Raw genomic sequence first — 25,964 nt, 5'->3', positions numbered from 1 at the left:
CAGAACAGATTCTGAGGCGGCAGCGGCGTCAGGGCAGCTCTTCTCCACACTCCGGGCAGAACGCCGCGCCGGCCGGAATCCCCTCGCCGCAGAAGATGCAAAACTGCGTCGCCTCGTCGTCACCGTCGGACGCCTCGTCAGTACCGCCGGACGCCGCGTCCTCTCCCCCGGACGCCGCGTCAGCATCGCCGGACGACGAGTCGGCGCTCCGACCGGACGTCGAGCCGTCCGATCGCCCACCGGCGTCGGACGCCGCCGACCGCTCGCACTCGGGACACTCCGGCGGCGCGTAGGGGCCGTGCTCGTCGCAGATGCGCTGCGTCCGCGCGCCGTCGTCGTTCTCCGGGTTCTGCGGCCGTTCGTCCGTCGGGTCGGCCATCCGCTCGTCCGTCAGGTCGGACGCCCGTCCGTCTGCCGCGTCGGCGTTCGATCCGCCGACGTCCGAGCGGTTCACCACGCTGTCCTCGACGGTCGTCTCCCCGCCGGCTGCGTCGGCCGTCGATCCGCCGTCGGCTCCGTCCGCGCCCGAACTTCCGACGTCGGATCGGTTCACCACGCTGTCGGTGATCGTCGTCGACCGGTCGACCGTGGTCACGTCGCCGGCGACCACGTCGCCGCTCCCCTCGTGGTAGACGTTGGTGACGCCGGCGGTCCGCTCGACGACGAGTTCGATCGACGCGCGCGCGCCGATCGACAGCGTCGCGTCGCGGTCGACGGTCGCGACCCGATCCTCGGGCACCGACTCGGTCTGCCCGCCGCTGGTGACGGTGAGTCCGTTCGCGTTCCCGTTGTTCCGGACCTCTACACGGGAGTCGGCAAGTTCGACGACGATCGGCGCGTCGCCGTCGGAGCGCCGGGAGACGGTCGCGTCGGCCACGTCGAGCGCGACGTCGCGGCCGCCGCTCTCGACGACGATCGCGTGGCCCCGCTCGGGGTCGCGGTAGATCGCCGCCGTCCCGTCGATCTCGACTTTCCCGTCGTCGCGCTCGGTCGAAACGTACGCCTTCATCGGTCGGTTCCCGATCGATCGGCGTCTCGCTGGCGGTGCATCGGTCACTCACCGAGGGTCGCGCCGCAGTCGGTGCAGAAGCCGTCGTCCGCCGCGACGGACGCGCCACAGTCGGGACACTCGCGAGACCCCGCGCCGGTCGCGCCGGATGCGTCGGCCGTTTCGGTCGCGTCGCTCGTGCCTGCGTCCGCGCCGCCACCGTCCGACGCCCCGGATCGGTCAGCGTCCTGCGGTTCGGCGTCCCCGCCGCCGCGACCCCGCGAGCGCTCGTCGTCTTCGTCGTCCTCGTCGTCGGGCACCGGGCCGTCGCGCGCGGCCTCGGTCGCCGTCTCGCCCATGTTGTCCATCGCGGATTCGGTCGTCTCCTGGGTGCGGTCCATCGCGTCCCCGGCGACGTCCTTGAGGTCGTCGCGGAACTCCTTCTGGTCCTCGACGCGCTTGCGCTCGACCTCGGCGCTGTTTGCCTCCTGACGGGCCTTCGCGAGCTCGTCGCTCTCGCGGGCGCCCAGCGAGTCGAGCTGTTCGGCCGAGAGATCCTCGGCGGCCTCCATCCGGGCGATGTCGGCCACGCTGTCGTCGGCGTCCTCCAGCGATGCGAGCGTCTGGGCGTCGACGTCGTCGCGGGCGTCGAGGCGCTCTTTCTCCCGCTCGACGTCGAGGCGCTCCTTCTCGTCTTTGAGCTCGATCATGTCCTCCATCTCGGAGACGTCCTGCTCGTGTTCGAGCTCGCGCCGGTCGACCTCGCCCTCGGTGCGCCGGGTCTCGATCTCCTGGGTGTGCTCGACGTCCTCGCGCTCGGCCTCGTGGCGGTGTTCGCGCTCGGCGTCGTCGATCTCGTGGTCGTGTTCGACCTCCTGTTTCTCGACCTCGTGGGACGCCGCGTTCTCGGTGAGCTCCTGGCGGGCCTCCTGGCGTGCGGCGTGGATCTCGTCGCCGGTCTCGCGTTCGCGAGCCTGCTTGTCGAGGTCGGCCGCCTCGTCGCGCAGCGACTCGCGCTCCTCGCGGTTCGCGAGCTCGGTGCGTTCCTCGCGGAGCTCCTCGCGACCGTCGTCGTACTCGAACGAACGGACGCTCAGCAGCTCCAGTCCGTTGCGCCCGAGCACGTCCGAGAGGCGATCCGTGACGACGGCTTCCAGATCCCGCTTGAGGCCGTCGTTACCGTACAGTTCGGAGCGCTCGTACTCGCTGACGCGGGCCTCCAGCTCGTCCCGGATCGCCGGCCCCAGCAGCGACCGGAACGTCTCGCGGGTGACGGCGTCCCGGCCGGACATGAGGTTCCGGAAGAACGATTCCTCGTCGTCGACGGTCGCGACCAGCTCCAGTTCGGCCGACACCTGCACGCCGTCGGCGGTGAGCAGGTCCGAGACCGCGAACGTCAGCGGCGTGTCGCCGCGCCGGACGAGGACGACCGACAGCGACTGGGACGTCCGCGCCTCCGCGACCTGGCGCGTGATGTCGTCGAGAGTGTGCTCCCCGGCCGACAGCGTCTCGGCGAGTTCGCCGTCCCGGATCACCAGCGCCTCGGTGCCGGCTTCGATCTTGATCCGCTGTTCGTTCTTGAGACGGCTCAACAGCCCGTCGGCTTCCAGCGCGTCGCCGGAGACGCGCCGCGCGAACGTCCCGCCCGTCAGCCGGAACACGTCCTCGGGCGCGTCGTCCGCCGCGGCGTCGGCGTCCGAGGCGTCGTCGGACGCGCTCGCCGAGAGGTCGGTACCGCACTCCGCACAGAAGTTCGCCGCGGCCGGATTGTCGGCTCCGCAGTCGGGACAGTGCTCGGCGAGCCGGGCCCCGCAGTTCGGACAGTACTGCGCGCTCTCGCCGACGTCCGTCGCGCAGTCCGGACAGTTCATCGCTCACCACCTCGTACCGGATGCCGACGCCGCACCCGCTTCAGGGGATATCGTGTCATCTTGAAAGACATAGGTTGTGGGACAATCACCGCCGTTCGACAATAAACATTTGGCACGCACGCCGCAACGAACCGATGCGTTCGGTCGCGGATGTGAGTATTTATCAAATTACGGTAGACGAATAGTACCATGTTCGTAGTGGCCGTGTTCGGCGTCCCGGACGCCACGCTCGGGACCGTCTTCGCGCTGGCGTCGTCGGCGTGCTTGGCTGGGTCGGCTACCAGCATCGTCAGGAGCGCATCTCTCGGTCCGGGTTCTTCGCGCAGTCGGCGATGGCGCTGATGTGGCTCGCGTGGAGTTTCTTTCAGATCGCGAAGGGAACGAGCGGCGGCGTCGAGGCGGTCGTCGAACTGCTGGCGGTGGGCGCGTTCGTCGCGGCGATCGGCGTCGGCGTCCAGTGGCGGCGAACGTAGATCCAGTGCTAGTATCTGGGACGTACGGTTTTACGCCGGAGCGCCGTACAATCCTGCATGGAGACCGTCGAACTTTCTGCGGGGGAGGTGGAACAGCAGGAGAGATGTCCGGAGTGCGGCACGGTGGCGCTTTACGGCGGCGAGAAGACGGACCTCGACGGTCGCGTGCTGGCGGAGTTCTACGAGTGCCTCGATCCCGACTGCAGGTGCACGTGGTGGATCGAGGGGCGGGAGTGACGGCGTCTCCGGTCGACGCCGTGCCCGCGCTCTCGTCCGCCGACCGAACCTGTCGTAATCGCGTCGCTTTTCACCCGGAACGGCGTAGCGACGGGTAATGAACGTAGTAACGCTGGGCCCCGAGGGAACTTACTCCCACCGCGCGGCCCGGTCGATCTCCGATACGGTCGACTTCCGCGAGTCCGTGACGGCGATCGTCGACGCCGTCGCCGACGGCGAGTACGACCGGGGCGTCGTCGCCATCGAGAACAGCATCGAGGGCAGCGTCACCGAGAGTCTCGACGCTCTCGCGGAGTATGAAGTCGCGGTCGTCAAGGAGGTCGTGACGCCGATCCGCCACGCACTGCTCGCCCAGGGCGAGGAGTTCGACCGGATCGCCAGCCACTCGCAGGCGCTCGCGCAGTGCCGGGGCTACCTCGACTCGGAGTACCCCGACGCCGACCTGGAGGCGGTCGCCAGCACGGCCCGCGGCGTCCAGATGGCCCGCGACGACGCCTCGGTCGCCGGGATCGGCCACCCCGATAACGGGGGAGATGGGCTGGAGGTGCTCGCCGAGGATATCCAGGACCAGAACTCGAACGCGACGCGCTTCTTCGTGCTCGCACCACTGGAGGACCGCTCGCCGGCGGGCGGCAAGTCGACGTTCGTCGTCTACCCGAACGCCGACTACCCCGGCCTCCTGCTTGACCTGCTGGAACCCTTTGCGGATCGCGACATCAACCTCACGCGCGTCGAGTCCCGCCCGAGCGGCGAGCGACTCGGCGACTACGTGTTCCACATCGACGTCGCGGCGGGGCTGTACGAGGACCGCACGGCCCAGGCGCTCGCGGAGATCGAGCACATCGCCGAGGACGGCTGGGTCCGACGGCTCGGCTCGTACGATTCGGAGCACGTCGTGTAGGACGCCGCCAGTTGTTCTGCGAGTCGCCGAGGACGCCGCGGCGACCGCGCCGACCCATCTCCTGACCCCGCTCCGAGGACAGAACTTATGAGCGATAGCGTCGAACTTTCTAGCGGGAAACCGATCCCGGATCCACGATGCCAGGGAACCCCTTCGACGAGTTCGAACGGATGCTAGAGCGGATGAACCAGCAACTCGGCCAGTTCGAAGGCGGCGCAAACGTCCAAGTCGGCGGATCGTCGGCGTCGGTCGACGTCGCCGACCAGGGCGACGAGTTCGTCGTGACCGCCGACCTGCCGGGCTACGACACCGAGGACATCGACCTGACGCTGGCCGACGACACCGTGCGGATCGAGGCCGAGCGCGAGGAGGAGATGGAAGACGAAGACGAACAGTACATCCGGCGCGAGCGGCGCCACCAGCGGGTCAGCCGGTCGGTGCCGCTGCCGGAAGCCGTCGACGAGGACTCGGTCTCGGCGTCGTACAACAACGGCGTCCTGACGGTGACGCTGCCCAAGCGCCACGGCGTCGACGACGGCCACCACATCGACATCGAGTGATCGGCGGGCGCCGTCGTCAATCGAGCAGGTCATCGATCCGCCGGGCGCAGTCGTCCGCCCGGCCTCGCCAGTCGTCGGGCCACTCGGCGCCGCGCTTGGGCGGGTCGAGGTCGAAGTCTACGGGGTGGTACGCGACCCGGTCGAACGCCTCGGCGGCGACCCGGCCGACGAACTCGGCGTTCTCTCGCTTCGAGGAGACGCCGCCGCGCGCGAGGTCGTAGTACCCGGTGAAGACCTGACAGACGACGATCCGGTCGTGCTCGTCGAGCGCGCCGTCCGCGAGGTGTCGGAACAGTTTCGCGGAGTTGTCGGCCGGATCGGCGCGGCGCCACTCCAGTTCGACCAGCGCAAGCGTTTTCGGGGTCGCCGAGTCCGCAGCGGCGCCGCTGGCGACGCCCGCGATGTCGACCGGCGTCGGGCCGACGCGGTACTCGGTCCGCCAGTCGAGCGAGAGCTGCCGCTCGGCGAGGCGCTCGCGGAGGCGCTCCTGAATGGCGTCGGCGAACTCGCCCACGAGCTCGACGTGGGCAGCTCGACCTACTCAAGGAGAGGGAATCGGCAACAACTCTCGGTAGCGCCGACCGCTCGATGGCATCGCGCGGCCGGGTTTTACGTCGGCGTTCGTGGTGCTGGGACACGGGGAGCAATGTCCGAGGACACAACGCCGACCGGCACGACGCGGCGAGCCGACGACCCCGAGTCGCTGTGGCTCGCGACGACGCCGACGACCGACTACGAGCCGCTCGACGGCGGCCTGCACGTCGACGTCGCGGTCGTCGGCGGGGGGATCGCCGGGCTGACGACGGCCCTGGAGTTGAAAGAGCGCGGTTCGACGGTCGCGGTCGTCGAGGCCGACCGGGTCGTCACCGGCGCCACCGGCCACACGACGGCGAAGGTGACGTCCCAGCACGGGCTTCGCTACAGCAAGCTGACCGAGACGTTCGACCGGCGCACCGCCGAGCAGTACGGCCGGGCGAACGAGGCGGCGATCGACGAGGTCGAGCGGATCGTCGAGGCGTACGACGTCGACGCCCAGTTCCGGCGGACGCCGTCGTACGTCTACGCCGAGTCCGAGGAGAACGTCGACAAGATCCGCGAGGAGGACCGGGCGGCCACGCAGGCCGGCCTGCCCTCGTCGTTCGTCCAGGAGACCGACCTGCCGTTCGACGTCGAGGCGGCGGTCGAGTTCTCCGAGCAGGCCGAGTTCCACCCGCGGAAGTACCTGCTGGGCGTCGTCGAGGCGATCCACGGCGACGGGAGCTACGTGTTCGAGGAGACGCGCGCGACCGACGTGGACGCCGGCGCGCCCAGCCGCGTCGAGACCGAGCGGGGCGCGGTCGTCGCCGACGACGTCGTCGTCGCGACGCAGTTCCCGATCTACGACCGCGGGGGCTACTTCGCGCGCACCCACCCGCACCGGGCGTACCTGCTCGCCGTCGAGATCGCCGGAGAAGTGCCGGAGGGGATGTACTACAGCGCGGCGTCGCCGCCGGCCACCATGCGACCGTACCGCTCGGACGGCGAGGAGTACCTGATCGTCGGCGGCCAGAGCCACGAGCCGAGCCTCGGCGGGCCGCCGACGTCCGAGCGCTACCGGCGCTGCGAGGCGTACGCCCGCAGCCGGTTCGACGTCGAGTCGGTCGCGTACCGCTGGTCGACCCACGACTACTCGACGGTCGACGGGATGCCCTATATCGGCGAGATCGGCCCCGGCGCGGGCGACGTGTACGTCGCGACGGGGTTCGACGGCTGGGGGATGACTGGCAGCACCGTCGCGGGGATGCTCATCGCAGACCTGATCGAGATGGGGCAAAGCCACTACGCCGACCTGTTCGACCCGAAGCGCGTGACGCCGAAAGCGTCCGCGAAGAACTTCTTCTCGGAGAACGCCGTCGTCGGCGCCCGGTTCGTCGGCGACCGCGTCCGAACGCTGCTGCACGACCGCGACGACCTGCCCCGCCCGGGCGAGGCCGAGGTGCTCCGGAAAGAGGGTCGGCCGACCGGCGTCTACCGCGACGAGGACGGTGCGGTCCACGCGGTCGACGCGACCTGCCCGCACATGGGCTGTCTCGTCACCTGGAACGACGCCGAGCGCTCCTGGGACTGCCCGTGTCACGGCTCGCGGTTCGACTACGACGGCGAGATCCTCTCGGGGCCGGCGGTCGAGGGGTTGGAGCACCGGGAGTATCCGACGCCGGACGGCGGCGAGAAAGGGGACTGAACGACGGAACGAAGTTCAGTCGACCTGCGATTGTCTCTGTTCTACCCAGACATCGTGCGTGCACTCGTACTCGCCGTCGTCGGTGTCGAATCGTACTGTAACAGTTACTTCACTCGGGACCGCCTGAACGAACTCGTCGAAATCGTACTCGGGGGGCGGACAGTAGTTGTACGACCCGTCACCGGTCGCTTCGCTGCTTTTCTCGGCTACGATCCCGATCTCGACCCTGTCGCCGTCGGCGCGTTCTACGAACGAGGACCGGATCCACGGGGCGATAGCGCTCGGCGCCGGGACGAATTCGAGATCGAGGCGGTCGTCAGTTTTCCGGAACGCGGCGTCGGACGCCCAGTAGCCACACTCCGCTTCGACATCGTCGGGACGGACGGTCTCGACTGTCGTTTCGATCGGATCGCCGCGTCCCTGCTCTGACCGGGGTGCGACGTCGCATCTTGCGGGAACGTCGTCGGACTCTCGGGGGTCGGCTTCGGTCCGGTTCCCGTCCGGGCCGGAACTGGGTTCGCCGGGGGCGGATCCGAGACACCCCGCGGCCGCGACGGCGCCGAGGCTGCCGACGATCGAACGGCGGGAGAAGCGGGAGGGCATATTATTCGCGTCTGTACTCCCGATAATATACTTTGTGGAGAGGAGTTTGCTCGCCCACAAACGCTCGACGCAGAAATCCCTACTCCACGATGTCGATCGCAGGCCGGCCGGGTTCGGCTTTGCTGACCACGTCGTCGTCGGCGTCCGCGGCGCGAACCACGCGGACCGGCGCGTCGAACTCGCGCTCGATCAGCCACGCGGCGGCTTCCAGCGCCTCGTACTCGGCGTCGGGCGCGAGCGTCTTCGAGAGCGCCTCTCGTTCTTCCTGCAGGTCCTGCCCGTAGCTCGCGGCGGCGTCGCCCTGTTCGCGGATCTCGCCGTTCTGCATCAGCTCGGAGATCAGGTTGTCGGCGTCCGATTCGACGGCGATTTCCAGGGCGTCGTACTTCCACTCGGGCGTCACGACGACGTCGATCCGCTCGGGGTCCTCGATCCCGGCGACGTCGACGATCTGGCGGACGTCCTCGCGGGTGTTCTCGACGAGGTTGCGACGCTGCTCAACGGTCTCGCGGTCGACGTCGGCGTCGGGCCACTCGGCCTCGGCGACGAAGCCGTCGTTGCCCAGCTCCTGCCACAGCTCCTCGCCGAGGTGGGGCGTCACCGGCGCCAGCAGGCGGACCGCGACGTCCAGCCCGCGCTCGAACGTCTCGGCGTGGACGTCGGCGTGCTCATCGTACTGCCGGAGCGTCCGAACCAGCGACTGGGCCTCGCGGAGCGCCTCGTTGAACGTCAGCGAGTCGTACTCGTCGGTCGCCACGGCGACGGCGGCGTCGATCTCGTCGGCGACGTAGCGGTCGATCGGGTCGCGGTCGCCCGACGCCGCGTCGTCGGCGTCGAAGCTTTCGACCACGTCCTTCAGCCGGTTCAGGAACTGGTGGGTCGAGCGGACGCCCTCCTCCTTCCAGTCGAAGTCCCGCTCGGGGCGGGCGGCCTGCATCATGAACAGGCGCGCGGTGTCGGCGCCGTACTCCTCGACGATGCGCTGGGGCGAGACGACGTTGCCCTTGGACTTGGACATCTTCTCGCCCTCCAGCTGGACCATCCCCTGGGCGAGCAGATTCGTGAAGGGCTCGCGGTGCTCCAGGCTCTCCTCGTCGGCCAGCACCTTCGTGAAGAACCGGGAGTACAGCAGGTGCATCACGGCGTGCTCGATGCCGCCGACGTACTGGTCGACGGGCATCCAGTCGTTGGCCCGCTCCAGGTCGAAGGGAGCGTCCGACAGGTCCGGAGAGACGTACCGCAGGAAGTACCACGAGGAGTCGAAGAACGTGTCCATCGTGTCGGTCTCGCGCGTGGCGTCGCCGCCGCAGTCGGGACACGTGGTCTGCTTCCACTCGTCGGCGGCGTCCAGCGGATTCCCGGTGGTGTTGACGAACTCGGGCAGCTCGACCGGCAGGTCCTCCTCGGGCACCAGCACCGGGCCGCAGTCGTCGCAGTGGACGACCGGGATCGGCGTCCCCCAGTAGCGTTGCCGGGAGATGCCCCAGTCGCGCAGGCGGTACTGGGTGGCCTCCTCGGCGCCCTCGGTGTCTTGGGTAATGCGCTCGCGAGCTTCCTCGCTGTCCAGCCCGGAGTACTCGCCGGAGTTGACCAGCACGCCGTCCTCGGTGAACGCTTCCTCCGAGACGTCGGGTGCCTCGGGATCCTCGCCCTCCTCGGGTTCGGGTGCGATCACGGGCCGGACGTCGATGCCCTTCTTCTCTGCGAACGCGTGGTCGCGCTCGTCGTGGGCGGGCACGGCCATCAGCGCGCCGGTGCCGACGTCGGAGAGCACGAAGTCGGCGACGTAGACGGGCAGTTCGTCGCCGTTGACGGGGTTGGTGGCGACCAGATCGGTCTCGACGCCGTTGGGCTCGTCGCCGTCGGGGTCGGCCTCGTGTTCGACGAACTCGCGAACCGCGTCGTCAGTCTCGGCCAGCTCCTCGGCAATCGGGTGGTCCGGCGCCAGCGCGAAGAACGTCGCGCCGTGGATCGTGTCGGCGCGCGTCGTGAAGGCGGTGACCGTGCCGTACTCGGCGCTCCCGTCGGCGGCGTCGACGTCGAAGGGGAGATGCGTGCCGTGCTGGCGGCCGATCCAGTTGCGCTGCATCTGGCGGACCGAGTCGGGCCAGCCCTCCAGCTCGTCGATGTCCTCCAGCAGCTCGTCGGCGTAGTCGGTGATTTGCAGGAACCACTGTTCGAGTTCGCGCTGCTCGACCGGGTTGTCGCAGCGCCAGCACAGCTCCTCTTCGCCTTCGACCTGCTCGTCCGCGAGGACGGTCTCGCAGTGGGGACACCAGTTGACCTCGGCGTCCCGGCGCTCGGCGAGGTCCTCCTCGACGAACCGTCGGAACAGCCACTGGTTCCATCGGTAGTACTCGGGCGTGCAGGTGGTGATCTCGCGGTCCCAGTCGTACCCGAAGCCCATCGACTCCATCTGGCCTTTCATGGTGTCGATGCAGTCGAACGTCCAGTCCCGCGGGTTCGTGTCGCGCTCCTTGGCGGCGTTCTCGGCGGGCAGTCCGAAGGAGTCCCACCCCATCGGGTGGAGCACGTCGTCGCCGCGCAGCCGCCGATAGCGGGCGTAGGCGTCCGTGATCGTGTAGTTCCGGACGTGGCCCATGTGGAGCTTTCCGGAGGGGTAGGGGTACATCCCGAGGACGTACGTCGGGTCCTCGACGTCGTCGGGCGTCCGATGCACGTCCGCGTCGTCCCACGCCTCCTGCCAGCGGGCCTCGACGGCGGCGTGGTCGTAGCTCTCCATACTCATCAGCTTGTACGTGATTCGGCGGGTCGGCGCCCTATACCTTTCCATCCGACTTCCGGATCTGTCGGGTCGACGAGTGCCGGCCCGTCGACCGACGCGGCGCGACGACGGCGCCCCAGCGGCATCGACGCGCGGACGTCGAGACACCCGGGCGACGCGACGAAGGTCGACGCGGCACGCCGCGCGCCGCGTGTCGCGATCCCAGGCGGTGAACGCTCACCGAGAACATTAACGGGAACCGTTCAAAAACAAATAATACGACGATCTACCGTGTTAACGGTCTTTTCTTTCAGAAAAATCGACGTATTTGTTAATGAGCGTTCGGAACGGTCGGGATGAAACCGATACTTATGGCAACGACACACACAGGGACGGCGGCCGGCGGGCGCAACCGCTTCGTCTACGTCATCGGCGCGCTGGCCGCGCTGACCGGGCTGCTCTTCGGCTTCGACACGGGCGTCATCTCCGGGGCTCTGCTCTTTATCCCCGACACCTTCGAGATGACGTCGCTGTTCGGGATCGCGATGGACGAATCGCTCGTCGAAGGCTTCGTCGTCAGCGGCGCGCTGGTCGGCGCGATCGTCGGCGCCGCGGTCGGCGGTCGGCTCTCCGATCTGATCGGCCGCCGGCGAGTGATCCTCGGCGCCGCGGTCGTGTTCTTCGTCGGCTCGGCGATCATGGCCGTCGCGCCGACGATCGAGTGGCTGTTCGTCGGCCGCGTGGTCGACGGCGTCGCCGTCGGCCTGGCGTCGATGATCGGCCCGCTGTACATCTCGGAGATCTCGCCGGCCGACATCCGCGGCGGCATGGTGACGCTGTTCCAGTTCGCGGTGACGTTCGGCCTGCTGACCTCCTACCTGGTGAACTACGCGTTCGCGGAGGAGCTGCTCGTGACCGCGGTGACGAACCTCGCGTTCGAGGGCGCGGCCGTCTGGCGCTGGATGCTCGGCGCCGGGACGGTCCCGGCCGCCGCGCTGTTCGTCGGGATGCTGTTCATGCCCGAGAGCCCGCGCTGGCTGTTCGAGCAGCACCGCGAGGACGAGGCGAGGGACGTGCTCGCGTCCGTTCGGACGAGCGAGCAGGTCGAGCCCGAACTACGAGAGATCGAGGAGAAAGCCCAGATGGAGGACGCGAGCCTGCGGGACCTGCTGGCGCCGTGGGTCCGCCCGATGCTGGTCGTCGGCGTCGGGCTGGCGGCGTTCCAGCAGCTGACCGGCATCAACACGGTGATGTACTACGGTCCTTCGATCCTCGAGTCGACCGGCTTCGGCGCCAGCGGCTCCCTGCTCGCGACGGTGGTCATCGGCGTCGTCAACGTGACGATGACGCTGGTCGCGCTGCTGTTGATCGACCGGGTCGGTCGGCGACCGCTGTTGCTCGTCGGACTGGTCGGGATGACCGTGACGCTGACCGGGCTGGGCGCGGCGTACTTCCTGCCCGGGCTCTCGGGCGCGGTCGGCCTGATCGCCGTGGCCAGCCTGATGCTGTACGTCGCCTTCTTCGCGATCGGCCTCGGGCCCGTGTTCTGGCTGCTCAACTCCGAGATCTACCCGCTGAAGGTCCGCGGGACGGCCGTCGGCGTCACCACGGTCGTCAACTGGGCGGCGAACCTCGCGGTCGCCCAGTCGTTCCCCTACCTCGTCGACACCGTCGGCGAGGCCGGCACGTTCTGGACGTTCGCGGCGCTGAGCGTCGCCGCGTTCGCGTTCGCCTACGCGTTCGTCCCCGAGACGACCGGACGCACGCTCGAGGAGATCGAGTCCGACCTGCGCGAGACGGCGCTGGGCGGCGACGCGCGTGTCGACGCCGCCGGCGCCGATTCGGCGGGGAGACGCCGCGCCGACTCGGACGACGACTGAGCCGGGGCGGCGCCGCGACCGCGCCTTTATCCCTCGCTCGCTCCAATTGACGGACATGAGCGACGCCGAGGACCCCTCGCTGCCGAAGAAGGTGCTGCGCACGGTGACGCCCGGAACCCGCGGCCACAAGGACCCCGGGATGGACGTGATCGGCTGGAGCATGCTCGTCGGGATGCTGGTGCTGCTGGTGCCGCTGCTCCCCTTCATCGTGATCGTCTGGCTGATAACGAAGGTGCTCGACCGGTTCAGCGGCGAATAGGAAGCAGGACGGACGGCTCGTCAGCCGAGATCGATCATCTCGAACTCGTACCCGTCGCCGTTCTCGCGGGCGTTCTCGTAGACCACGCGAGCGGCCGCGACGTCCTGGATCGCAAGTCCGGTCGAGTCGAAGACGGTGATACCGTCCTCGCTCGTCCGACCGTCTTTCCCCCCGGCGACGATCTCGCCGAGCTCGGCGTGGAGGTCGTCGTCGCCCAGCACTCCTTCGCTCCAGGGGACGTTGATCTCGCCGGAGTGGGTGCACTGCTCGTAGTCGTCGATGACGAGCTTCGAGTCCAGCAGCACCGCGTCCGCTATCTCGTGTTTTCCGGCGGCGTCGGCGCCGATGGCGTTGACGTGCGTGCGCTCGCCCAGATCGTCGGCGCCGACGATCGGCTCGCGCACCGGCGTCACCGTCGAGAGCACGTCGCAGTGACCGGCCTCCGAGATCGAGCCGCCGCGGACATCGAACCGATCGTCGAAGGCGCCGACGAAGTCGGCGACGCGCTCCTCGTCCTGATCTGCCACGACCACTTCCTCGATCGGGCGCGCCTCGGCGATCGCCTCGAGCTGACTGTAGGACTGGACGCCCGCGCCGACCAGGCCCAGACTCGACGCCGACTCGACGGCGAGGTGGTCTGTCGCGACGGCCGCCGCGGCGCCCGTGCGCAGCATCGTCAGCGCCGTCCCGTCCATGATCGAGAGCGGGAAGGCCGTCTCGGGGTCGGAGTAGATCAGCGTCCCCATCACGGTGGGCAGGTCGTGGTCGGCGGGGTTGTCGGGGTGGACGTTCACCCACTTCACGGCGGCGGCGTCCCACTCGTCGGCCTCGACGTACGCTGGCATCGACCGGAAGTCCCCGTTGTACCGCGGCAGGTCGACGTAGGACTTGGCGGGCATCTGCACGTCCCCGCGCTCGTAGGCCGCGAACGCCGCCTCGACGGCGTCGATCACGGCGCCGGTGTCGGCGTTGGCCTCGACGTCTCCCCCGTTGAGCAACAGCGTCTCCATGGGTGGCAAATTTTGCGGGGCCGCACTTAATACGTGGCGCCGAGGAACGGCGTCGCCGCGCCGTCGAGAGAGTAGACTACCGATCGAGAGCGCCGCCGCTATCGAGCGAGCACGAAAGAAAAACGCGCGTTCGTTCGGCGAGCAGTGCGGGGTCGACGCGGTGACGGTGACGTAGCTGCTGGCAGATGGGCCGAGCTTACATCATGCCGCCCATGCCGCCGCCCATACCGCCGCCCATGCCGCCGGGCGCGCCGCCGGGGCCGCCCGCGGGCGGGCCGCCGTCGTCGTCGCCGCCGGCGTCGACCTGACCGCCCTTCAGGTCGCCCGCCGCGATCACGTCGTCGATGCGCAGGATCATCACGGCCGCCTCGGTGGCGGACTCGATGGCCTGGGTCTTGACGCGGAGCGGCTCGACGACGCCCTCCTCCTCCATGTCGATCACGTCGCCCGTGTAGGCGTCGAGACCGGCGGCGTCGTTGCCGGCGTCGTGCTCGCGACGGAGCTCGACGAGCGAGTCGATCGAGTCCAGACCGGCGTTCTCGGCGAGCGTGCGGGGACCGACTTCCAGCGCGTCGGCGAACGCCTCGACGGCGAGCTGCTCGCGGCCGCCGACCGAGTCGGCGAACTGGCGCAGCTGCAGAGCGAGCTCGGTCTCGGGGGCGCCGCCACCGGGCAGCACCTTGCCGTCCTCGAGCGTGACGCTGACGACGCCGAGCGAGTCCTCGATGGCGCGCTCGATCTCGTCGACGACGTGCTCGGTGCCGCCGCGCAGCAGCAGCGTGACGGACTTGGCGTTCTCGACGTCCTCGACGAGGAGCTGCTGGCTGCCGCCGACCTCCTGCTGGGAGACGGAGCCGGCGAAGCCGAGGTCGTCGGCCTCGATGTCGTTGACGTTGCTCACGACGGTGGCGCCCGTCGCGCGGGCGAGCTTCGTGGCGTCGTCGGACTTGACGCGCCGGGTCGCGAGCACGCCCTCTTCGGCGAGGTAGTGCTGGGCCATGTCGTCGATGCCGTCCTGGGCGAACACGACGTCCGCGCCGGACTCGACGATCTGGTCGACCATCTCCTTGAGCTGCTCCTCTTCCTGGTCGAGGAAGTCCTGAAGCTGGTCGGGGTCGGTGACGTTGACCTCGGCGTCGATCTCGGTCTCCTGGACCTCGAGAGCGTCGTCGAGCACGGCGACGTCGGCGTCCTCGACGAGGTAGGGCATGTTCTCGTGGACGCGCTCCTTGTCGACGAGGACGCCCTCGACGAGCTCGGAGTTCTCGACGGCCGAGCCGACGATCTTCTCGACCTTGATGTTGTCAGTGTCGACCTCGTTGCCGTCGGCGACGCTGCTGACGGCGCGGACGACGAGGTCCGCGAGCAGGTCCTTGGCGTTCTCGGCGCCCTTGCCCGTCATCGCGGTGGCGGCGATCTGCTCGAGGATCTCGGTGTCGTCGGCGTCGACGTCGATCGAGACGTCCTCGAGGATGTCTTTGGCTTCCTCGGCGGCCTGGCGGTACCCCTGCGCGAGGGTAGTCGCGTGGATGTCCTGGTCGAGAAGGTCCTCGGCCTCGCTGAGGAGTTCGCCGGAGACGACGACGGCGGAGGTCGTACCGTCGCCGACTTCGTCCTCCTGGGTCTCGGCGACCTCGACGATCATGTTGGCCGCGGGGTGCTCGATCTCCATCTCCTTGAGGATCGTGACGCCGTCGTTCGTGACGACGACGTTGCCCGTCGAGTCGACGAGCATCTTGTCCATCCCCTTGGGGCCGAGCGTGGTGCGGACGGCCTCCGCGACGGCCTTCCCGGCTGTGATGTTCATCGACTGTGCGTCGTCCCCGGAGGTGCGCTGGCTGTCCTCCGAAAGTACAATCATCGGCTGGTTGCCCATCTGCTGCGCCATAATCGGTAGAGGATTGATTGTCGTTCTATATAAATCCTTTGTTCCGAGCAGTGTGGTGAGGAGTAACACGCCGGACGTGACGGCGTGCGGACGGCTACCGGGAATCCATTCATAAGGAAGGTGCGGCGACCACAGAGAAGCCGCGTCGACCGGACTCCCCGGTCCCGAGCGTACGCTACGAGGAGTTCGTGGATCCGGACGTCGCTTCCTCGAGCCGCGCGGCGGCAACCAGCGACTGGGAGCTCTCGATCTCCAGCGCGTCGATCAGCGCGCTCGCCGAGCCGGAGATGCGGACGGCGCCGAACTGGGAGTACTCCTGCTCGACGGTGGCCGAAGTGTTCGACTCCAGCTCGTCGACGAGCGACGAGATGGCCTCAGATATGAGCTCCTGCTGGGTTTCCCGGTAGTCCTGCTGGGCCTCCTGCTGGCTCACGTTGTCCTGTTGGGCCGCCTGCTGGGCCTCGAGTTGAGCCTGCTGGAGCGCCTGCTGGTCGACCATCGCTACGACGCCGGCCTCGCGCTGCCCGTCACCGCCCTCGTCCGAGTTCTGTGCGAGACCGAGCTGTTCCGTACAGCCCGCCAGTAGTGCAGTGCCTCCGGCACCGGCGCTCTGGAGGAGTTTACGGCGCCTCGCGGAGAAATCGTCTGTCATCTACCGGTGGTTCGCGCCGCCTACGGAAAAGTGCGCCGTGTCGAGCCGAAGGTGGACGGCCGGACTCAGCCGGTGAACTGGTGGTACTCCAGCCCCTGACGTTTCAGCTCGTTGTGCTTGCGCTCGAGGAACGAGTACACCGCGCCGTGGGGCGCGCCGTCGATGATCATCTCGGCGGCCTCGCGGACGGCCTCGACCTGCTGGGGGCCGCCGATGGTGCCCAGCGTCGTGCCGTAGATGACGACCGACGCGCCGGTCAGCTCCTCCATCAGCTCGCGCGTGCGGCCGTTCTCCCCGATGAGCCGGCCCTTCTTGCGCTTGAGGTCGTTCGTGTTGCGCGCCGCGGCGTCGATGTCGACCAGATCGAACATCATCATGTCGTCGTCGAGCAGGCCCATGGCGTCGTCCGGCGCGAACCCGCGGCCGATCGCGCGGACGATGTCGGGTCCCTTGAGCGCCTTGACGGGATCGCCCGTCTTCTCGATCGCGACCGAGCCGTTCTCGGAGTCGACGTCGAGTCGCACTTCGGCCCGCCGCTCGATCTCGCGCAGCGTCGCACCGCCCTCGCCGATCAGCACCCCAATCCTGTCCTGCGGAATCTTCACGTGCTGCATACGTCGCGGTAGTGGCTCGGGCTGTAAAAGCTTTCCCGAGCGCGGAGATCGTTCCCCCGAAGGACGGTCGCGAACGCCGCCGTTCGGCCGAAACTGGCGAGCGACCGGCTCGCGAGACGAATGCGCGATCGGCTCGCCGGACGAAACGTCCAAGGCGACGGCGGACGCTCACCCGCACGTGGAACGCGACGCGCTCGACGTCGAGGTACGGCGAGCGGAAGCCGACGACCGGCTCGCGGTCCGCCGACAGCTGGACGCCGCCGTGCTGGCGGTCGACGACCTCGACGAGCGGCTCGCGGCGGGCGACGTGCTCGTGGCCGAAGCCGACGGACGCGTCGTCGGAACGATCGTACTCTCTCCTCGCGAGAACAGCGAAGGCGCGCACGTCGATGCGATCGCCGTCCGGCGGCGCCGCCGCGGCCGCGGCGTCGGGCGGACGCTGATCCACCGCGCGCGAGAGGACTACGGGCCGCTCGCCGCGGAGTTCGACGCCGGCGTTCGGCCGTTCTACGAGTCGCTGGAGTTCGCCATCGAGCCGACCGACGCCGACGATGACCGCTATCGGGGCGTCCTTAAGTAGTCGAGAACAAAAATCGAGGTGCGCTCAGACGTTCGCTTCGACCAGTTCGCGTCCGTCTGCCAGCAGCGCGTCGACGGCCTCGGTACTCTCGGCTTCGGCGTACACCCTGAGCTTCGGCTCGGTGCCGCTCGGTCGCACGAGCACCCACGATCCGTCGTCGAGAAGCAGCTTGACGCCGTCGACGGTGCTGGTCTCGGCGACCGCTCGCCCCGCCAGTTCGTCCGGCAAGGCGTCCTCGATCGCCGCCATCGCCGCGGCCTTCTGATCGTCCGGACAGTCGACGCTGATCTTCCCCGGCACGATGTCGCCGTGGGCGTCGAGCAGGCGGTCGACACGCTCGTCGATCGACTCCTCGGACTCGGCGGCGGCGGCCAGCAGCGCTGTCAGCACGCCGTCCTTCTCGCGCACGTGCCCGCGGATGGTGAACCCGCCGCTCTCCTCCCCGCCGATCAGCGCGTCGCGCTCGGCCATCGCTTGCGCGACCCACTTGAAGCCGACCGGCGTCTCGACGACCTCCTCGCCGTTGGCTTCGGCGATCTCGTCGATCAGGAACGTCGTCGACACCGACCGGACGGCCGGGCCGGACTGCTCTTCGAGGAGATAGTCGTACAGCGCCGCGAAGAGCAGGTTCTCGTCGAGAAAGCCCCGCTCGGGCGTGACGACCGCGATCCGATCCGAGTCGCCGTCGTTGGCGATCCCCAGATCGGCGTCGCCCGACTCGACGGCGTCGACGAGCCCCTCCAGGTTCTCCGCGCTCGGTTCGGGCGAGACGCCGCCGAACTCGGGGTCGCGCTCGCAGCGACGCCGCTCGACGGTCGCACCGGCCCGTTCGAGCAGGGCGTCGGTCGTCCCGCGGCCGCTGCCGTGCATCGCGTCGTAGGCGACCGAGAGTTCCGAGAGGTCCGCGCCCACCAGATCCATCGCCTGCTCGGCGTGGGACTCGACCAGATCGACCCGCCGGACGTTCCCGTGTCGCTCCTCCGGCAGCGGATCGGGCTCCCGAAGGTTCTCCATGATCCGGTCGGTGACCTCCGGCAGCGCCGGGGCGCCGTCTTCCGGGATGAACTTGACGCCGTTGTACTCCGGCGGGTTGTGCGAGGCGGTGATCATCAGCCCGCCCGCCAGGTCGCGGTCGACGATCGCCCACGCGACCAGCGGCGTCGGCCGGTCGCGCTCGGGCACGATCACGTCGTGACCGCCGGCCGCGAGCACGCGGGCCAGCTCCTTGGCGAACCCTTCTGAGGTCTCGCGGGCGTCGTACCCGACGACGACGGGGTCGTCGCCCAGCCCCGCCCCGTCGAGGTAGTCGACGACCGCCTGTCCGACCATCCGCACGCGGGGTGCCGTGAACTCGTCGAGCGTCGCTCGCCAGCCGTCGGTCCCGAACGAAATCGCCGTCTCCATACGTCAGCTTCGGGGGCGGGGGCGAAAAAGACGGTGGTGACGGAACGGTGACTACTCGCTCGCGACGACGACCGGAACCGGCGACCGCTCGACGATCTCCTCGGACGTGCTGCCGAACAGCGCCTGGGACGCTCCCGAGCGGTCCCGCCGACCGACGACGATCATGTCGGCGTCGCGCTCGTCGGCCAGTCGGACGACCTCGGGAGCCGGTTCGCCGATCGTCCCGACGAGTTCGCGCTCGACGGCGGCGTCGTCGAGCGCCGCGTCCAGTTCGTCCACCGCGGCGAACTGCCCGACGACCTCGTCGCCGGCGTCGCCGTACCGGTCGGTCGACGTCGGGTCGCCGGGCCAGATTTTCTGGTAGAGCGACGTCTGCCCGCCGCTGGGAATCTCCTCGGTCGGCCGTTCGTGGCTTCCCGTGGAGACGTCGACGTCGAGTTGCTCTGCCGCGGTTTCGACTTCGTCGCGCGAGAGCGCGTGCGCAAGGAGGACCGTCGCGCCGGTCGACTCGGCCAGCGGGACGACGGCGTCCGCGAGCGTGTCGGTGTCGACGCCGTCGTCGGTGCCGACCGCAACCAGGAGAGTATCGATCGCCATATCGGGAGATCCACGGACGCGAAGAAAAGCGCTGGCGTGGTCGCGGCGTCGATCGCGAACGCCGCCGCCGATCGAACGCCGCGATCGATCACTCGTCGTCGACGAGTTGCTCTTTCTGGTCCCGAGAGAGCTGCTTCAGTTCGTGTTCGCGCGACATCGCCGCCGACTGCGAGTCGAACTGCTCCCGGTAGACCAGTTCGACCGGCGTCCGCCCGCGAGTGTACTTGGCGCCCTCGCCGGCGTCGTGTTCCGCGACGCGGCGCTCGACGTCGGTCGTGTAGCCGGTGTAGAACGTCCCGTCGGCGCATTCCAGCACGTAGACGTAGTGGTCGCTCACGACTGGTCGGTTACGCCGAGGCCACAGAAAGGCTTCGCGTGGTGATCACGCGGCTGCACTGTCCGATCGATCCGACGTTCAGCGGGCTCGCTGTCTCGCCGCCTCGGCGATACCCGCGTTGGCCGAGCAGCTCGGACACGCGAAGATGCGTCCGTGCTCGTCGGCGAACACTCGCTCGAACCGGTCGGAGACGTGCGCGTCGCAGTGGTCACACGTGGGCATTGGGTACAACCGGCACGGTACGCGCCGGCACCCTTCACTATGCGGTCCATCGGTAAATATCCTTCCGAAACACCCCTTCTATTTCCGCAAAACCGAAACGTGGTTCGCCGTTCGTGAAGAAATATTCGCCAACCGGCGCACGGCCGTTCGCGAGCACGACGCCCTCACCCGTTCATCGTGTAGTCGTGTTCGATCAGTGTTCAGGAGTCGTGTCCGCTCGGTGATCAGGTATTGTCATCGATCGCGCGTGCGATCAGGCCCGCCTGCGCGCCCGCGACGAAGCCGGCGTCGACGTTCACGGTCGAAAGAACGGTACAGGACTGGAGCATCCCGGCCAGCGCCGCCTCGCCGTCGCCGCCGTGGCCGTAGCCGCTCGCGGTCGGCAGCCCGATCACGGGCGTGTCGACGAGGCCGGCGACGACGGTCGGCAGCGCGCCTTCGCGACCCGCCGCGACGACGAGCACGTCAGCCTCGCGCAGCTCGTCGAGCCGATCGAGCAGGCGAACGATGCCGGCGACGCCGACGTCTTCGACCATCTCGACCGTCGCGCCCATCTCGACGGCGATCGCGCGCGCCTCGCCGGCCGGCCCGCGGTCGACGGTCCCGCCGGTGACGACGCGGACCGTCGCGTCCACGTCCGGCGGTTCGTACTCGGGCCCGTGAATGACCAGCACGTCGGATCGCTCGTGCCACCGAACGTCGGCGTCGAGCCCGGCGTCGTCAAGCGCCTCGCGCACGGCCGCGACCTGCTCGTCGCTCACGCGCGTCGCGATACCTCTGCCCGTCGTCTCCAGGGCCGCAAGCAGCATATCGACGACTTCCTCGGCGGTCTTGCCCTCCGCGTACACCGCTTCGGGCACGCCGCGTCGCTGCTCGCGGGCGGCGTCGAACCGGCCCGCATCCGTCGTCGCGTAGCCGGCGAGGCGCGCCTCGGCCTCGGCGGGACTGACCTCGCCGCTCGCGACGGCGTCCAGTAACTCGCGCATACCGCCACTCCCGCGCCGAGGCACTCCTATATGTCGTTTCCCGCCGGGCGCGGCCGGAAACGAGAACGTTCCGGGGGAAGAATTAAATACCGTCGCCGATCTATCGTGCCGATCACTGTCATCCGTCCGACAGCGGGGGTCAGGATACCGTCTACAGACCCGCTCTCCGGGCGATTTGGGAACGTTTATAAACAGCCGTTTTCAATGTCAGGTCGTATGGCAGACCTCATTGTCAAAGCAGCCGTGAAGGAAGCGCTCGACGACAAGAACGTCGCATCGGATTTCTACGACGCCCTCGACGAGGAAGTCGACGAGCTGCTCGAGGACGCCGCCCGCCGTGCCGAGGCAAACGACCGGAAGACGGTCCAGCCGCGCGACCTGTAAGCAGGTTTCCTGCTCCGATTTTTTATCGACGCCGACCGACCAGCCACGGCGCCGCGTAACGTAGCCGCCGGACGAATCGGGAGTGACGACGCCGCGCTTCGGCGTCCGGCCGTCAACCGCGCTTCGGCGTCCGACCGACGCCTGCGCTACGGCGTCCGGACGTCGACGCCGTCCTCGCGGCCGACGTGGATCTCGTCGGCCAGGTTGACGAACAGTCCGTGCTCGACGACGCCCGGCACGCTCGATAGCTCGGCTGCAAGATCGGCGGGCGCGTCGATCGCGCCGAACTCGCAGTCGAGCACGACGTTTCCGTTGTCGGTGACGACCGGGCCGTCCTTGCGTTCGGCCGAGCGGAGCGTCGGCTCGCCGCCCAGCGTCGCGAGCCGATCCTCGACGACCGGCCGCGCTGCCGGCAGCACCTCGACGGGCACCGATCGATCGAGCCGGTCGGCGAGCTTCCCGGGATCGACGACGACCAGCAGCCGGTCGGCCGCGGCGTCGACGATCTTCTCGCGGGCGTGAGCCGCGCCGCCGCCCTTGATCAGCTGACCGCCCGCGACCTGATCGGCACCGTCGATCGCCAGGTCGACCCCGTCGACCTCGTCCAGCTCGACCAGCGGAATCTCCGCCTCGATCGCGAGCTGCCGGGACTGGAAGGAGGTCGGGACGCCCCGGACGTCGAGCCCGTCGGCGACCGCGTCGCCGATCGCCCGGATGGCGTGGGCCGCCGTGCTGCCGGTGCCCAGCCCGACGACCTGCCCGTCCTCGACCGCGTCGGCTGTGCTTTCGCCCGCCCGGCGCTTCGCCGCCGCCGATCCGCCGCTCGTCTTCATGGGTCTCTCTCGCCGGGGCGGGTGCAAAAAGTTGGCGAGCGGGGGCGAGCGGCCGGACGGATACCCGCTCTTTTTGTCGGTGCCCGCTCCCGTTTTGGGTATGTTCGGAACGAGCGGCATCCGCGGACCCGTCGGCGAGACGGTCACTGCGGACCTCGCGCTGTCGGTGGGCCGAGCGGTCGGCGTCGACGCCGACCGGATCGTGGTCGGGCGGGACCCGCGGGGGAGCGGGCGACTGCTGACCGACGCGCTCGCGGCGGGCGCCCGGGAGTGCAGCGCGGACGTGATCGACCTCGGGCTGGCGGCGACGCCGACGATCGCCCGCTCCGTGGGGTGGCGGGACGCCGACGCCGGCGTCGCGATCACCGCCTCGCACAACCCGGCGCCGGACAACGGCATCAAGCTCTGGACGCCCAGCGGACAGGCGTTCGACGAGGAGCGCCGGACGACGATCGAGCGCCGGATCCGCGACGAGGAGTGGGCGCTGGCCGACTGGACCGGCCAGGGCGAGCGCTCGTCGTGGGACGGCGCCCACCGGCGCCACGTCGAGACGCTTGTCGACGCCGTCTCGATCGACGAGCCGCTGTCGGTCGTCGTCGACGTCGGCAACGGCGCCGGCGGCGTCACCGCCGACGCGCTGGCGGACCTGGGCTGTGCGGTCGAGACGCTCAACGCCCAGCCGGACGGCAGTTTTCCGGCGCGTCCGAGCGAGCCCACCGAGGAGAACTGCGGGACGCTCGCGGCGACCGTCGCCGGCACGGACGCCGATCTGGGGATCGCCCACGACGGCGACGCCGACCGGATGCGAGCGGTGGCCGGCGACGGCTCGTTCCTCTCGGGCGACGTGCTGCTCGCGCTGTTCGGCCGCGAGGCCGCGGCGGCGGGCGACAGGGTCGCGGTGCCGGTCGACACCAGCCTCGCGGTGGCCGACGCGCTCGCCGAGGTCGGCGCCGAGACGACCCGGACGCCGGTCGGCGACGTGTACGTCGCGGAGCGGGCCAGCGACTCGGACGTCGTCTTCGGCGGCGAGCCAAGCGGCGCGTGGATCTGGCCGGACGAGACGCTGTGTCCCGACGGCCCGCTGGCGGCCTGCCGGCTCGCCGCGCTGGTCGCGCGCCGCGGTCCGCTCGCTGAGCTCGCCGGTGAGATCGATACGTACCCGATCCGGCGCGAGAACGTCGAGACCGACGCGAAGGCAGAGACGATGGACCGCGTCCGCGAGCTCGTCGCCGGTCGGTACGACGACGTCGCGACGCTCGACGGCGTCCGGGTCGACCGGGAGGACGGCTGGTTCCTCGTGCGCGCGAGCGGGACCCAGCCGCTGATCCGGGTCACCGCCGAGGCGCGGGAGCCCGACGACGCCGACGCGATACTGGAGGAGGCGATGAGCGTGGTGGCGGACGCCGACGCCTGAGCCGTCGCGGGAGGCTTCGGAGCTGACAGGCGGCGTTTTCTACCAGTTGCAGTCACACCCCGACGCGGGACGCCGCGCACCCGCCTGGACCGCGCCGGAGCTGCGGTCAGGTCACGTCGGCGGTCGCCGCCCGATCGCATATAAACGTCGGGACGACGGTGAGGACGGCGACGATCAGGTAGCTCAGTTCTCGATCCGATCGAGGATCTGCTCGGCCAGGTCGCGCGCTCGCTCGACGCGCTCGGTCGCTTCCTCGTCCCCGGCGTCGTCGACTTCCGAGAGGAGTCGTCGGACGTGGCCGACGCGCTCGCGGACGACTGACTCGGGCGGATCGCCCTCCGCCACGTCGGCGGCGACGGCCTGGGCCTCGCCGATCCAGCGGCCGGCGGTGCGATCGACCGGCAGTTCCTCCGTTGCGCGCAACTCGTCGTGGAGTTCGGCGACCAGTTCGGAGACGTCTGTCACAGAAGCTGGTTCGCCGTCCGGCGGCGTGAACGTTGGGTCCCGCGCGTCAGCGCCGACCCGCGCGTCGGAACGCTTTCGGCGCCCGCGGTCCACCGGACCCACATGACGACGATCGAGGAAAAGCGGATCTTCGCGGAGAAGTCCGGCCGGACGCGGGCGTTCGTCGGCTCGGGCGTCGGCGTCGCCGCGGTGTCGGTGTCGGCCGACCTCGTCGGCGAGTTCGGCGTCGAGTACCGGACCCCGGCGGCGGACGTCGCCGGGCGAGCGGGCCAGATCGCGGTCGCGACGGCCGAGGACGTCGTTCTGCTGGGCGAGGAGCCGCTCGAACTCGGGTTCGGAGCGGCGTCCGCGGTCGGCTTCCGCGACGGCGCGGTCGTCGCCGGCGACGAGGACGGCCGGGTGGCGACCGCGACCGACCCCGACGAGTGGACCGACGTCGGGACGGCGGACGGGACGATCCGGGCGCTCGACGGCGACCTCGTCGCGGCGAGCGACGGCGTCCACCGGCTCGGAGAAACGCTCGACGGCTCGGATCGCGAACTCGACGCCGCGGCGGACGTGGCGTCGGGCGACGTCGACCTGGCCGCGACGGCGGACGGCGTCTACCGGTGGGACGATGGGTGGCGGCGGGAGATCGAGGGCGAGGCGACGCTCGTCGCGGCCGACGCCGACGGGCGGGCTCACGCCGTGGTCGATAGCGTATTCTACACGCGCGCGAGCGACGGGGAGTGGAGCCGCGTCGATCTGCCCGTCGACGCCGAACCCGCCGGCGTCGCCTACGGCCCGGCGACGTACGTCGCGACCGCCGACGGGGCGTTCCTGGTCGACGCCGGCGACGGCTGGCGCCACCAGCCGCTGGGGCTGCGGGGCGTCGTCGGTTGCGCCGTCGCCGAGTGAGCGCGCCGACGCCGGGGCAGGGCGGCGGAGCGGCGGGCCGGCGACCGGCCTCGTGACGAACGAAAACGGGTTTACCGCTCGCCGGAGTTCGGTCGGGTATGATCCTCAGCGGACGCCACTCCCAGTCGATCGCCGCCGCGCTGGCCCGCGAGCTCGACGAGCCGCTCGCGCCCGTCGCGTTCGATCGGTTCCCGGACGGCGAACTGATGGCGAGCATCGGACAGGCAAGCGGCGAGCGCGCGGTCGTCGTCGCGTCGACGCCGACGAGCGACGCCCACCTCGAACTCCTGCAGCTGCAGGACGCCGCCCGCGAGGCCGGCTTCGAGGAGGTCGTCACGGTGCTGCCGTACATGGGCTACGCCCGCCAGGATCGGGCGTTCGAGGCCGGCGAGCCGGTGTCGGCCCGCGCCGTCGCGCGGGCGATCAGCACGGGCGCCGACCGCGTGATCACCGTCGACCCCCACGAGGAGGCGGTTTGTGACTTTTTCGAGCCGTCGGCGACCGCCGTCACGGCGGCCGACCGGCTGGCCGAGCCGCTCCCCGAGGACCTGACCGACCCGCTGTATCTCTCGCCGGACGCGGGCGCGATCGAGCTCGCCGAAACGGTCAGGAACGCCGCGGGCGGCGGCGAGGTCGACTACTTCGAGAAGACGCGCCACTCAGGCAGCGACGTCGAGGTGACGCCGAGCGACGCCGCCGTCGAGGGCCGGGACGTCGTGGTCGTCGACGACATCATCGCGACCGGCTCGACGATGAGCGAGGCCGTCGGCGTGCTCGACGAGCGCGGCGCCGCGGACGTGTACGTCACCTGCGTCCATCCGCTGCTGGCGAGCAACGCGGTCACGAAGCTCTCGCGGGCCGGCGTCGCGGCGATCTACGGCACCGACACGATCGAGCGCCCCCAGAGCGAGGTCAGCGCCGCGCCGGCGATCGCCGACGCGCTGGACCGGAACTGAGCCGCAC

28 protein-coding genes are annotated in these 25,964 nt (G+C 69.6%); 12 read left to right on the top strand and 16 right to left on the bottom strand.

What is annotated here, in order from left to right; genetic code table 11:
• Window positions 1-28: 28 nt before the first annotated feature.
• On the bottom strand, window positions 29-1,009 hold the full coding sequence (locus tag ABDZ81_RS07585) for a zinc ribbon domain-containing protein (RefSeq protein WP_343773319.1): 981 nt from the start codon (window positions 1,007-1,009) through the stop codon (window positions 29-31).
• 44 nt (window positions 1,010-1,053) lie between these two features.
• Window positions 1,054-2,859: a double zinc ribbon domain-containing protein gene (locus tag ABDZ81_RS07580; RefSeq protein WP_343773318.1), complete on the bottom strand. Its 1,806-nt coding sequence runs from the start codon at window positions 2,857-2,859 to the stop codon at window positions 1,054-1,056.
• Window positions 2,860-3,119: 260 nt separating this feature from the next.
• Between ABDZ81_RS07580 and ABDZ81_RS07575 the strand changes: the two genes are divergently transcribed.
• The 4 genes from ABDZ81_RS07575 (at window position 3,120) to ABDZ81_RS07560 (ending at window position 5,030) form a co-directional block, all read left to right on the top strand.
• On the top strand, window positions 3,120-3,332 hold the full coding sequence (locus ABDZ81_RS07575; protein WP_343773317.1) for a hypothetical protein: 213 nt from the start codon (window positions 3,120-3,122) through the stop codon (window positions 3,330-3,332).
• A gap of 57 nt (window positions 3,333-3,389) precedes the next feature.
• On the top strand, window positions 3,390-3,569 hold the full coding sequence (locus ABDZ81_RS07570) for a hypothetical protein (RefSeq protein WP_343773316.1): 180 nt from the start codon (window positions 3,390-3,392) through the stop codon (window positions 3,567-3,569).
• A gap of 97 nt (window positions 3,570-3,666) precedes the next feature.
• Window positions 3,667-4,470: a prephenate dehydratase gene (gene pheA / locus ABDZ81_RS07565; RefSeq protein WP_343773315.1), complete on the top strand. Its 804-nt coding sequence runs from the start codon at window positions 3,667-3,669 to the stop codon at window positions 4,468-4,470.
• Window positions 4,471-4,607: 137 nt separating this feature from the next.
• Window positions 4,608-5,030, top strand: coding sequence for an Hsp20/alpha crystallin family protein (locus ABDZ81_RS07560; RefSeq protein ID WP_343773314.1), 423 nt, complete (start codon window positions 4,608-4,610; stop codon window positions 5,028-5,030).
• Window positions 5,031-5,046: 16 nt separating this feature from the next.
• On the opposite strand, the gene ABDZ81_RS07555 is transcribed toward ABDZ81_RS07560, so the two are convergent.
• Window positions 5,047-5,544 carry a hypothetical protein gene (locus ABDZ81_RS07555; protein ID WP_343773313.1) on the bottom strand — a complete coding sequence of 166 codons (498 nt, stop codon included), beginning with the start codon at window positions 5,542-5,544 and terminating at the stop codon, window positions 5,047-5,049.
• A gap of 132 nt (window positions 5,545-5,676) precedes the next feature.
• On the opposite strand from ABDZ81_RS07555, the gene ABDZ81_RS07550 reads away from it, so the two are divergent.
• Window positions 5,677-7,251: an FAD-dependent oxidoreductase gene (locus tag ABDZ81_RS07550; RefSeq protein WP_343773312.1), complete on the top strand. Its 1,575-nt coding sequence runs from the start codon at window positions 5,677-5,679 to the stop codon at window positions 7,249-7,251.
• 15 nt (window positions 7,252-7,266) lie between these two features.
• Here ABDZ81_RS07550 and ABDZ81_RS07545 read toward each other — a convergent pair whose 3' ends face one another.
• Window positions 7,267-7,854 carry a hypothetical protein gene (locus ABDZ81_RS07545; RefSeq protein ID WP_343773311.1) on the bottom strand — a complete coding sequence of 196 codons (588 nt, stop codon included), beginning with the start codon at window positions 7,852-7,854 and terminating at the stop codon, window positions 7,267-7,269.
• A gap of 79 nt (window positions 7,855-7,933) precedes the next feature.
• Entirely contained in the window at window positions 7,934-10,603 is a 2,670-nt protein-coding gene (gene leuS, locus ABDZ81_RS07540) for a leucine--tRNA ligase (protein ID WP_343773310.1), read from the bottom strand.
• A 347-nt stretch (window positions 10,604-10,950) separates the two neighbouring features.
• Here leuS and ABDZ81_RS07535 point away from each other — a divergent pair, with 347 nt between their 5' ends.
• A complete protein-coding gene (locus ABDZ81_RS07535) occupies window positions 10,951-12,459 on the top strand; it encodes a sugar porter family MFS transporter (RefSeq protein WP_343773309.1) in 1,509 nt (502 codons plus the stop codon).
• 55 nt (window positions 12,460-12,514) lie between these two features.
• Entirely contained in the window at window positions 12,515-12,718 is a 204-nt protein-coding gene (locus ABDZ81_RS07530) for a DUF7535 family protein (protein ID WP_343773308.1), read from the top strand.
• Between the two features lie 20 nt (window positions 12,719-12,738).
• Here ABDZ81_RS07530 and ABDZ81_RS07525 read toward each other — a convergent pair whose 3' ends face one another.
• From ABDZ81_RS07525 to ABDZ81_RS07510, 4 genes are all read right to left on the bottom strand, one after another.
• Entirely contained in the window at window positions 12,739-13,728 is a 990-nt protein-coding gene (locus tag ABDZ81_RS07525; protein ID WP_343773307.1) for an ornithine cyclodeaminase family protein, read from the bottom strand.
• A 196-nt stretch (window positions 13,729-13,924) separates the two neighbouring features.
• Window positions 13,925-15,604 carry a thermosome subunit alpha gene (thsA, locus tag ABDZ81_RS07520; protein WP_343773377.1) on the bottom strand — a complete coding sequence of 560 codons (1,680 nt, stop codon included), beginning with the start codon at window positions 15,602-15,604 and terminating at the stop codon, window positions 13,925-13,927.
• Between the two features lie 187 nt (window positions 15,605-15,791).
• Window positions 15,792-16,268: a hypothetical protein gene (locus ABDZ81_RS07515; protein WP_343773306.1), complete on the bottom strand. Its 477-nt coding sequence runs from the start codon at window positions 16,266-16,268 to the stop codon at window positions 15,792-15,794.
• Between the two features lie 65 nt (window positions 16,269-16,333).
• Entirely contained in the window at window positions 16,334-16,882 is a 549-nt protein-coding gene (locus tag ABDZ81_RS07510; protein ID WP_343773305.1) for a KH domain-containing protein, read from the bottom strand.
• 178 nt (window positions 16,883-17,060) lie between these two features.
• On the opposite strand from ABDZ81_RS07510, the gene ABDZ81_RS07505 reads away from it, so the two are divergent.
• On the top strand, window positions 17,061-17,462 hold the full coding sequence (locus ABDZ81_RS07505) for a GNAT family N-acetyltransferase (protein WP_343773304.1): 402 nt from the start codon (window positions 17,061-17,063) through the stop codon (window positions 17,460-17,462).
• A 24-nt stretch (window positions 17,463-17,486) separates the two neighbouring features.
• On the opposite strand, the gene ABDZ81_RS07500 is transcribed toward ABDZ81_RS07505, so the two are convergent.
• The 5 genes from ABDZ81_RS07500 to larB all read right to left on the bottom strand — a co-directional run bounded on the left by ABDZ81_RS07500 (window position 17,487) and on the right by larB (window position 21,008).
• Entirely contained in the window at window positions 17,487-18,866 is a 1,380-nt protein-coding gene (locus ABDZ81_RS07500; RefSeq protein WP_343773303.1) for a phosphoglucomutase/phosphomannomutase family protein, read from the bottom strand.
• Window positions 18,867-18,917: 51 nt separating this feature from the next.
• The gene (locus ABDZ81_RS07495; protein WP_343773302.1) at window positions 18,918-19,463 is read right to left on the bottom strand and encodes a universal stress protein; all 546 of its coding nucleotides are present in this window, start codon (window positions 19,461-19,463) and stop codon (window positions 18,918-18,920) included.
• Window positions 19,464-19,551: 88 nt separating this feature from the next.
• Window positions 19,552-19,800, bottom strand: coding sequence for a GIY-YIG nuclease family protein (locus ABDZ81_RS07490; RefSeq protein ID WP_343773301.1), 249 nt, complete (start codon window positions 19,798-19,800; stop codon window positions 19,552-19,554).
• Window positions 19,801-19,878: 78 nt separating this feature from the next.
• A complete protein-coding gene (locus ABDZ81_RS07485) occupies window positions 19,879-20,022 on the bottom strand; it encodes a DUF7563 family protein (protein WP_343773300.1) in 144 nt (47 codons plus the stop codon).
• A gap of 224 nt (window positions 20,023-20,246) precedes the next feature.
• Window positions 20,247-21,008, bottom strand: a complete 762-nt coding sequence (gene larB / locus ABDZ81_RS07480) for a nickel pincer cofactor biosynthesis protein LarB (RefSeq protein WP_343773299.1) — start codon at window positions 21,006-21,008, stop codon at window positions 20,247-20,249.
• 216 nt (window positions 21,009-21,224) lie between these two features.
• Between larB and ABDZ81_RS07475 the strand changes: the two genes are divergently transcribed.
• Window positions 21,225-21,392 (top strand): DUF1931 family protein, encoded by a 168-nt coding sequence (locus ABDZ81_RS07475; RefSeq protein WP_004267503.1) that lies wholly within the window; start codon window positions 21,225-21,227, stop codon window positions 21,390-21,392.
• Between the two features lie 146 nt (window positions 21,393-21,538).
• Here the strand turns inward: ABDZ81_RS07475 and rpiA are convergent, their stop codons facing one another.
• Window positions 21,539-22,225 carry a ribose-5-phosphate isomerase RpiA gene (gene rpiA / locus ABDZ81_RS07470; protein WP_343773298.1) on the bottom strand — a complete coding sequence of 229 codons (687 nt, stop codon included), beginning with the start codon at window positions 22,223-22,225 and terminating at the stop codon, window positions 21,539-21,541.
• A gap of 100 nt (window positions 22,226-22,325) precedes the next feature.
• Between rpiA and glmM the strand changes: the two genes are divergently transcribed.
• The gene (gene glmM / locus ABDZ81_RS07465; protein WP_343773297.1) at window positions 22,326-23,639 is read left to right on the top strand and encodes a phosphoglucosamine mutase; all 1,314 of its coding nucleotides are present in this window, start codon (window positions 22,326-22,328) and stop codon (window positions 23,637-23,639) included.
• Window positions 23,640-23,822: 183 nt separating this feature from the next.
• Here glmM and ABDZ81_RS07460 read toward each other — a convergent pair whose 3' ends face one another.
• Window positions 23,823-24,104 (bottom strand): DUF8152 family protein, encoded by a 282-nt coding sequence (locus ABDZ81_RS07460; RefSeq protein WP_343773296.1) that lies wholly within the window; start codon window positions 24,102-24,104, stop codon window positions 23,823-23,825.
• A gap of 102 nt (window positions 24,105-24,206) precedes the next feature.
• Between ABDZ81_RS07460 and ABDZ81_RS07455 the strand changes: the two genes are divergently transcribed.
• Complete coding sequence (locus tag ABDZ81_RS07455) at window positions 24,207-25,001, top strand: HVO_0234 family beta-propeller protein (protein ID WP_343773295.1); 795 nt, start codon at window positions 24,207-24,209, stop codon at window positions 24,999-25,001.
• A 98-nt stretch (window positions 25,002-25,099) separates the two neighbouring features.
• Entirely contained in the window at window positions 25,100-25,957 is an 858-nt protein-coding gene (locus tag ABDZ81_RS07450; RefSeq protein ID WP_343773294.1) for a ribose-phosphate diphosphokinase, read from the top strand.
• Window positions 25,958-25,964: the final 7 nt, after the last annotated feature.

Source organism: Natronoarchaeum mannanilyticum, from assembly GCF_039522665.1.
In the GTDB taxonomy this organism is placed as follows: Archaea; Halobacteriota; Halobacteria; order Halobacteriales; family Natronoarchaeaceae; genus Natronoarchaeum; species Natronoarchaeum mannanilyticum.
This window is presented reverse-complemented; position numbering and strand designations above follow the sequence as displayed.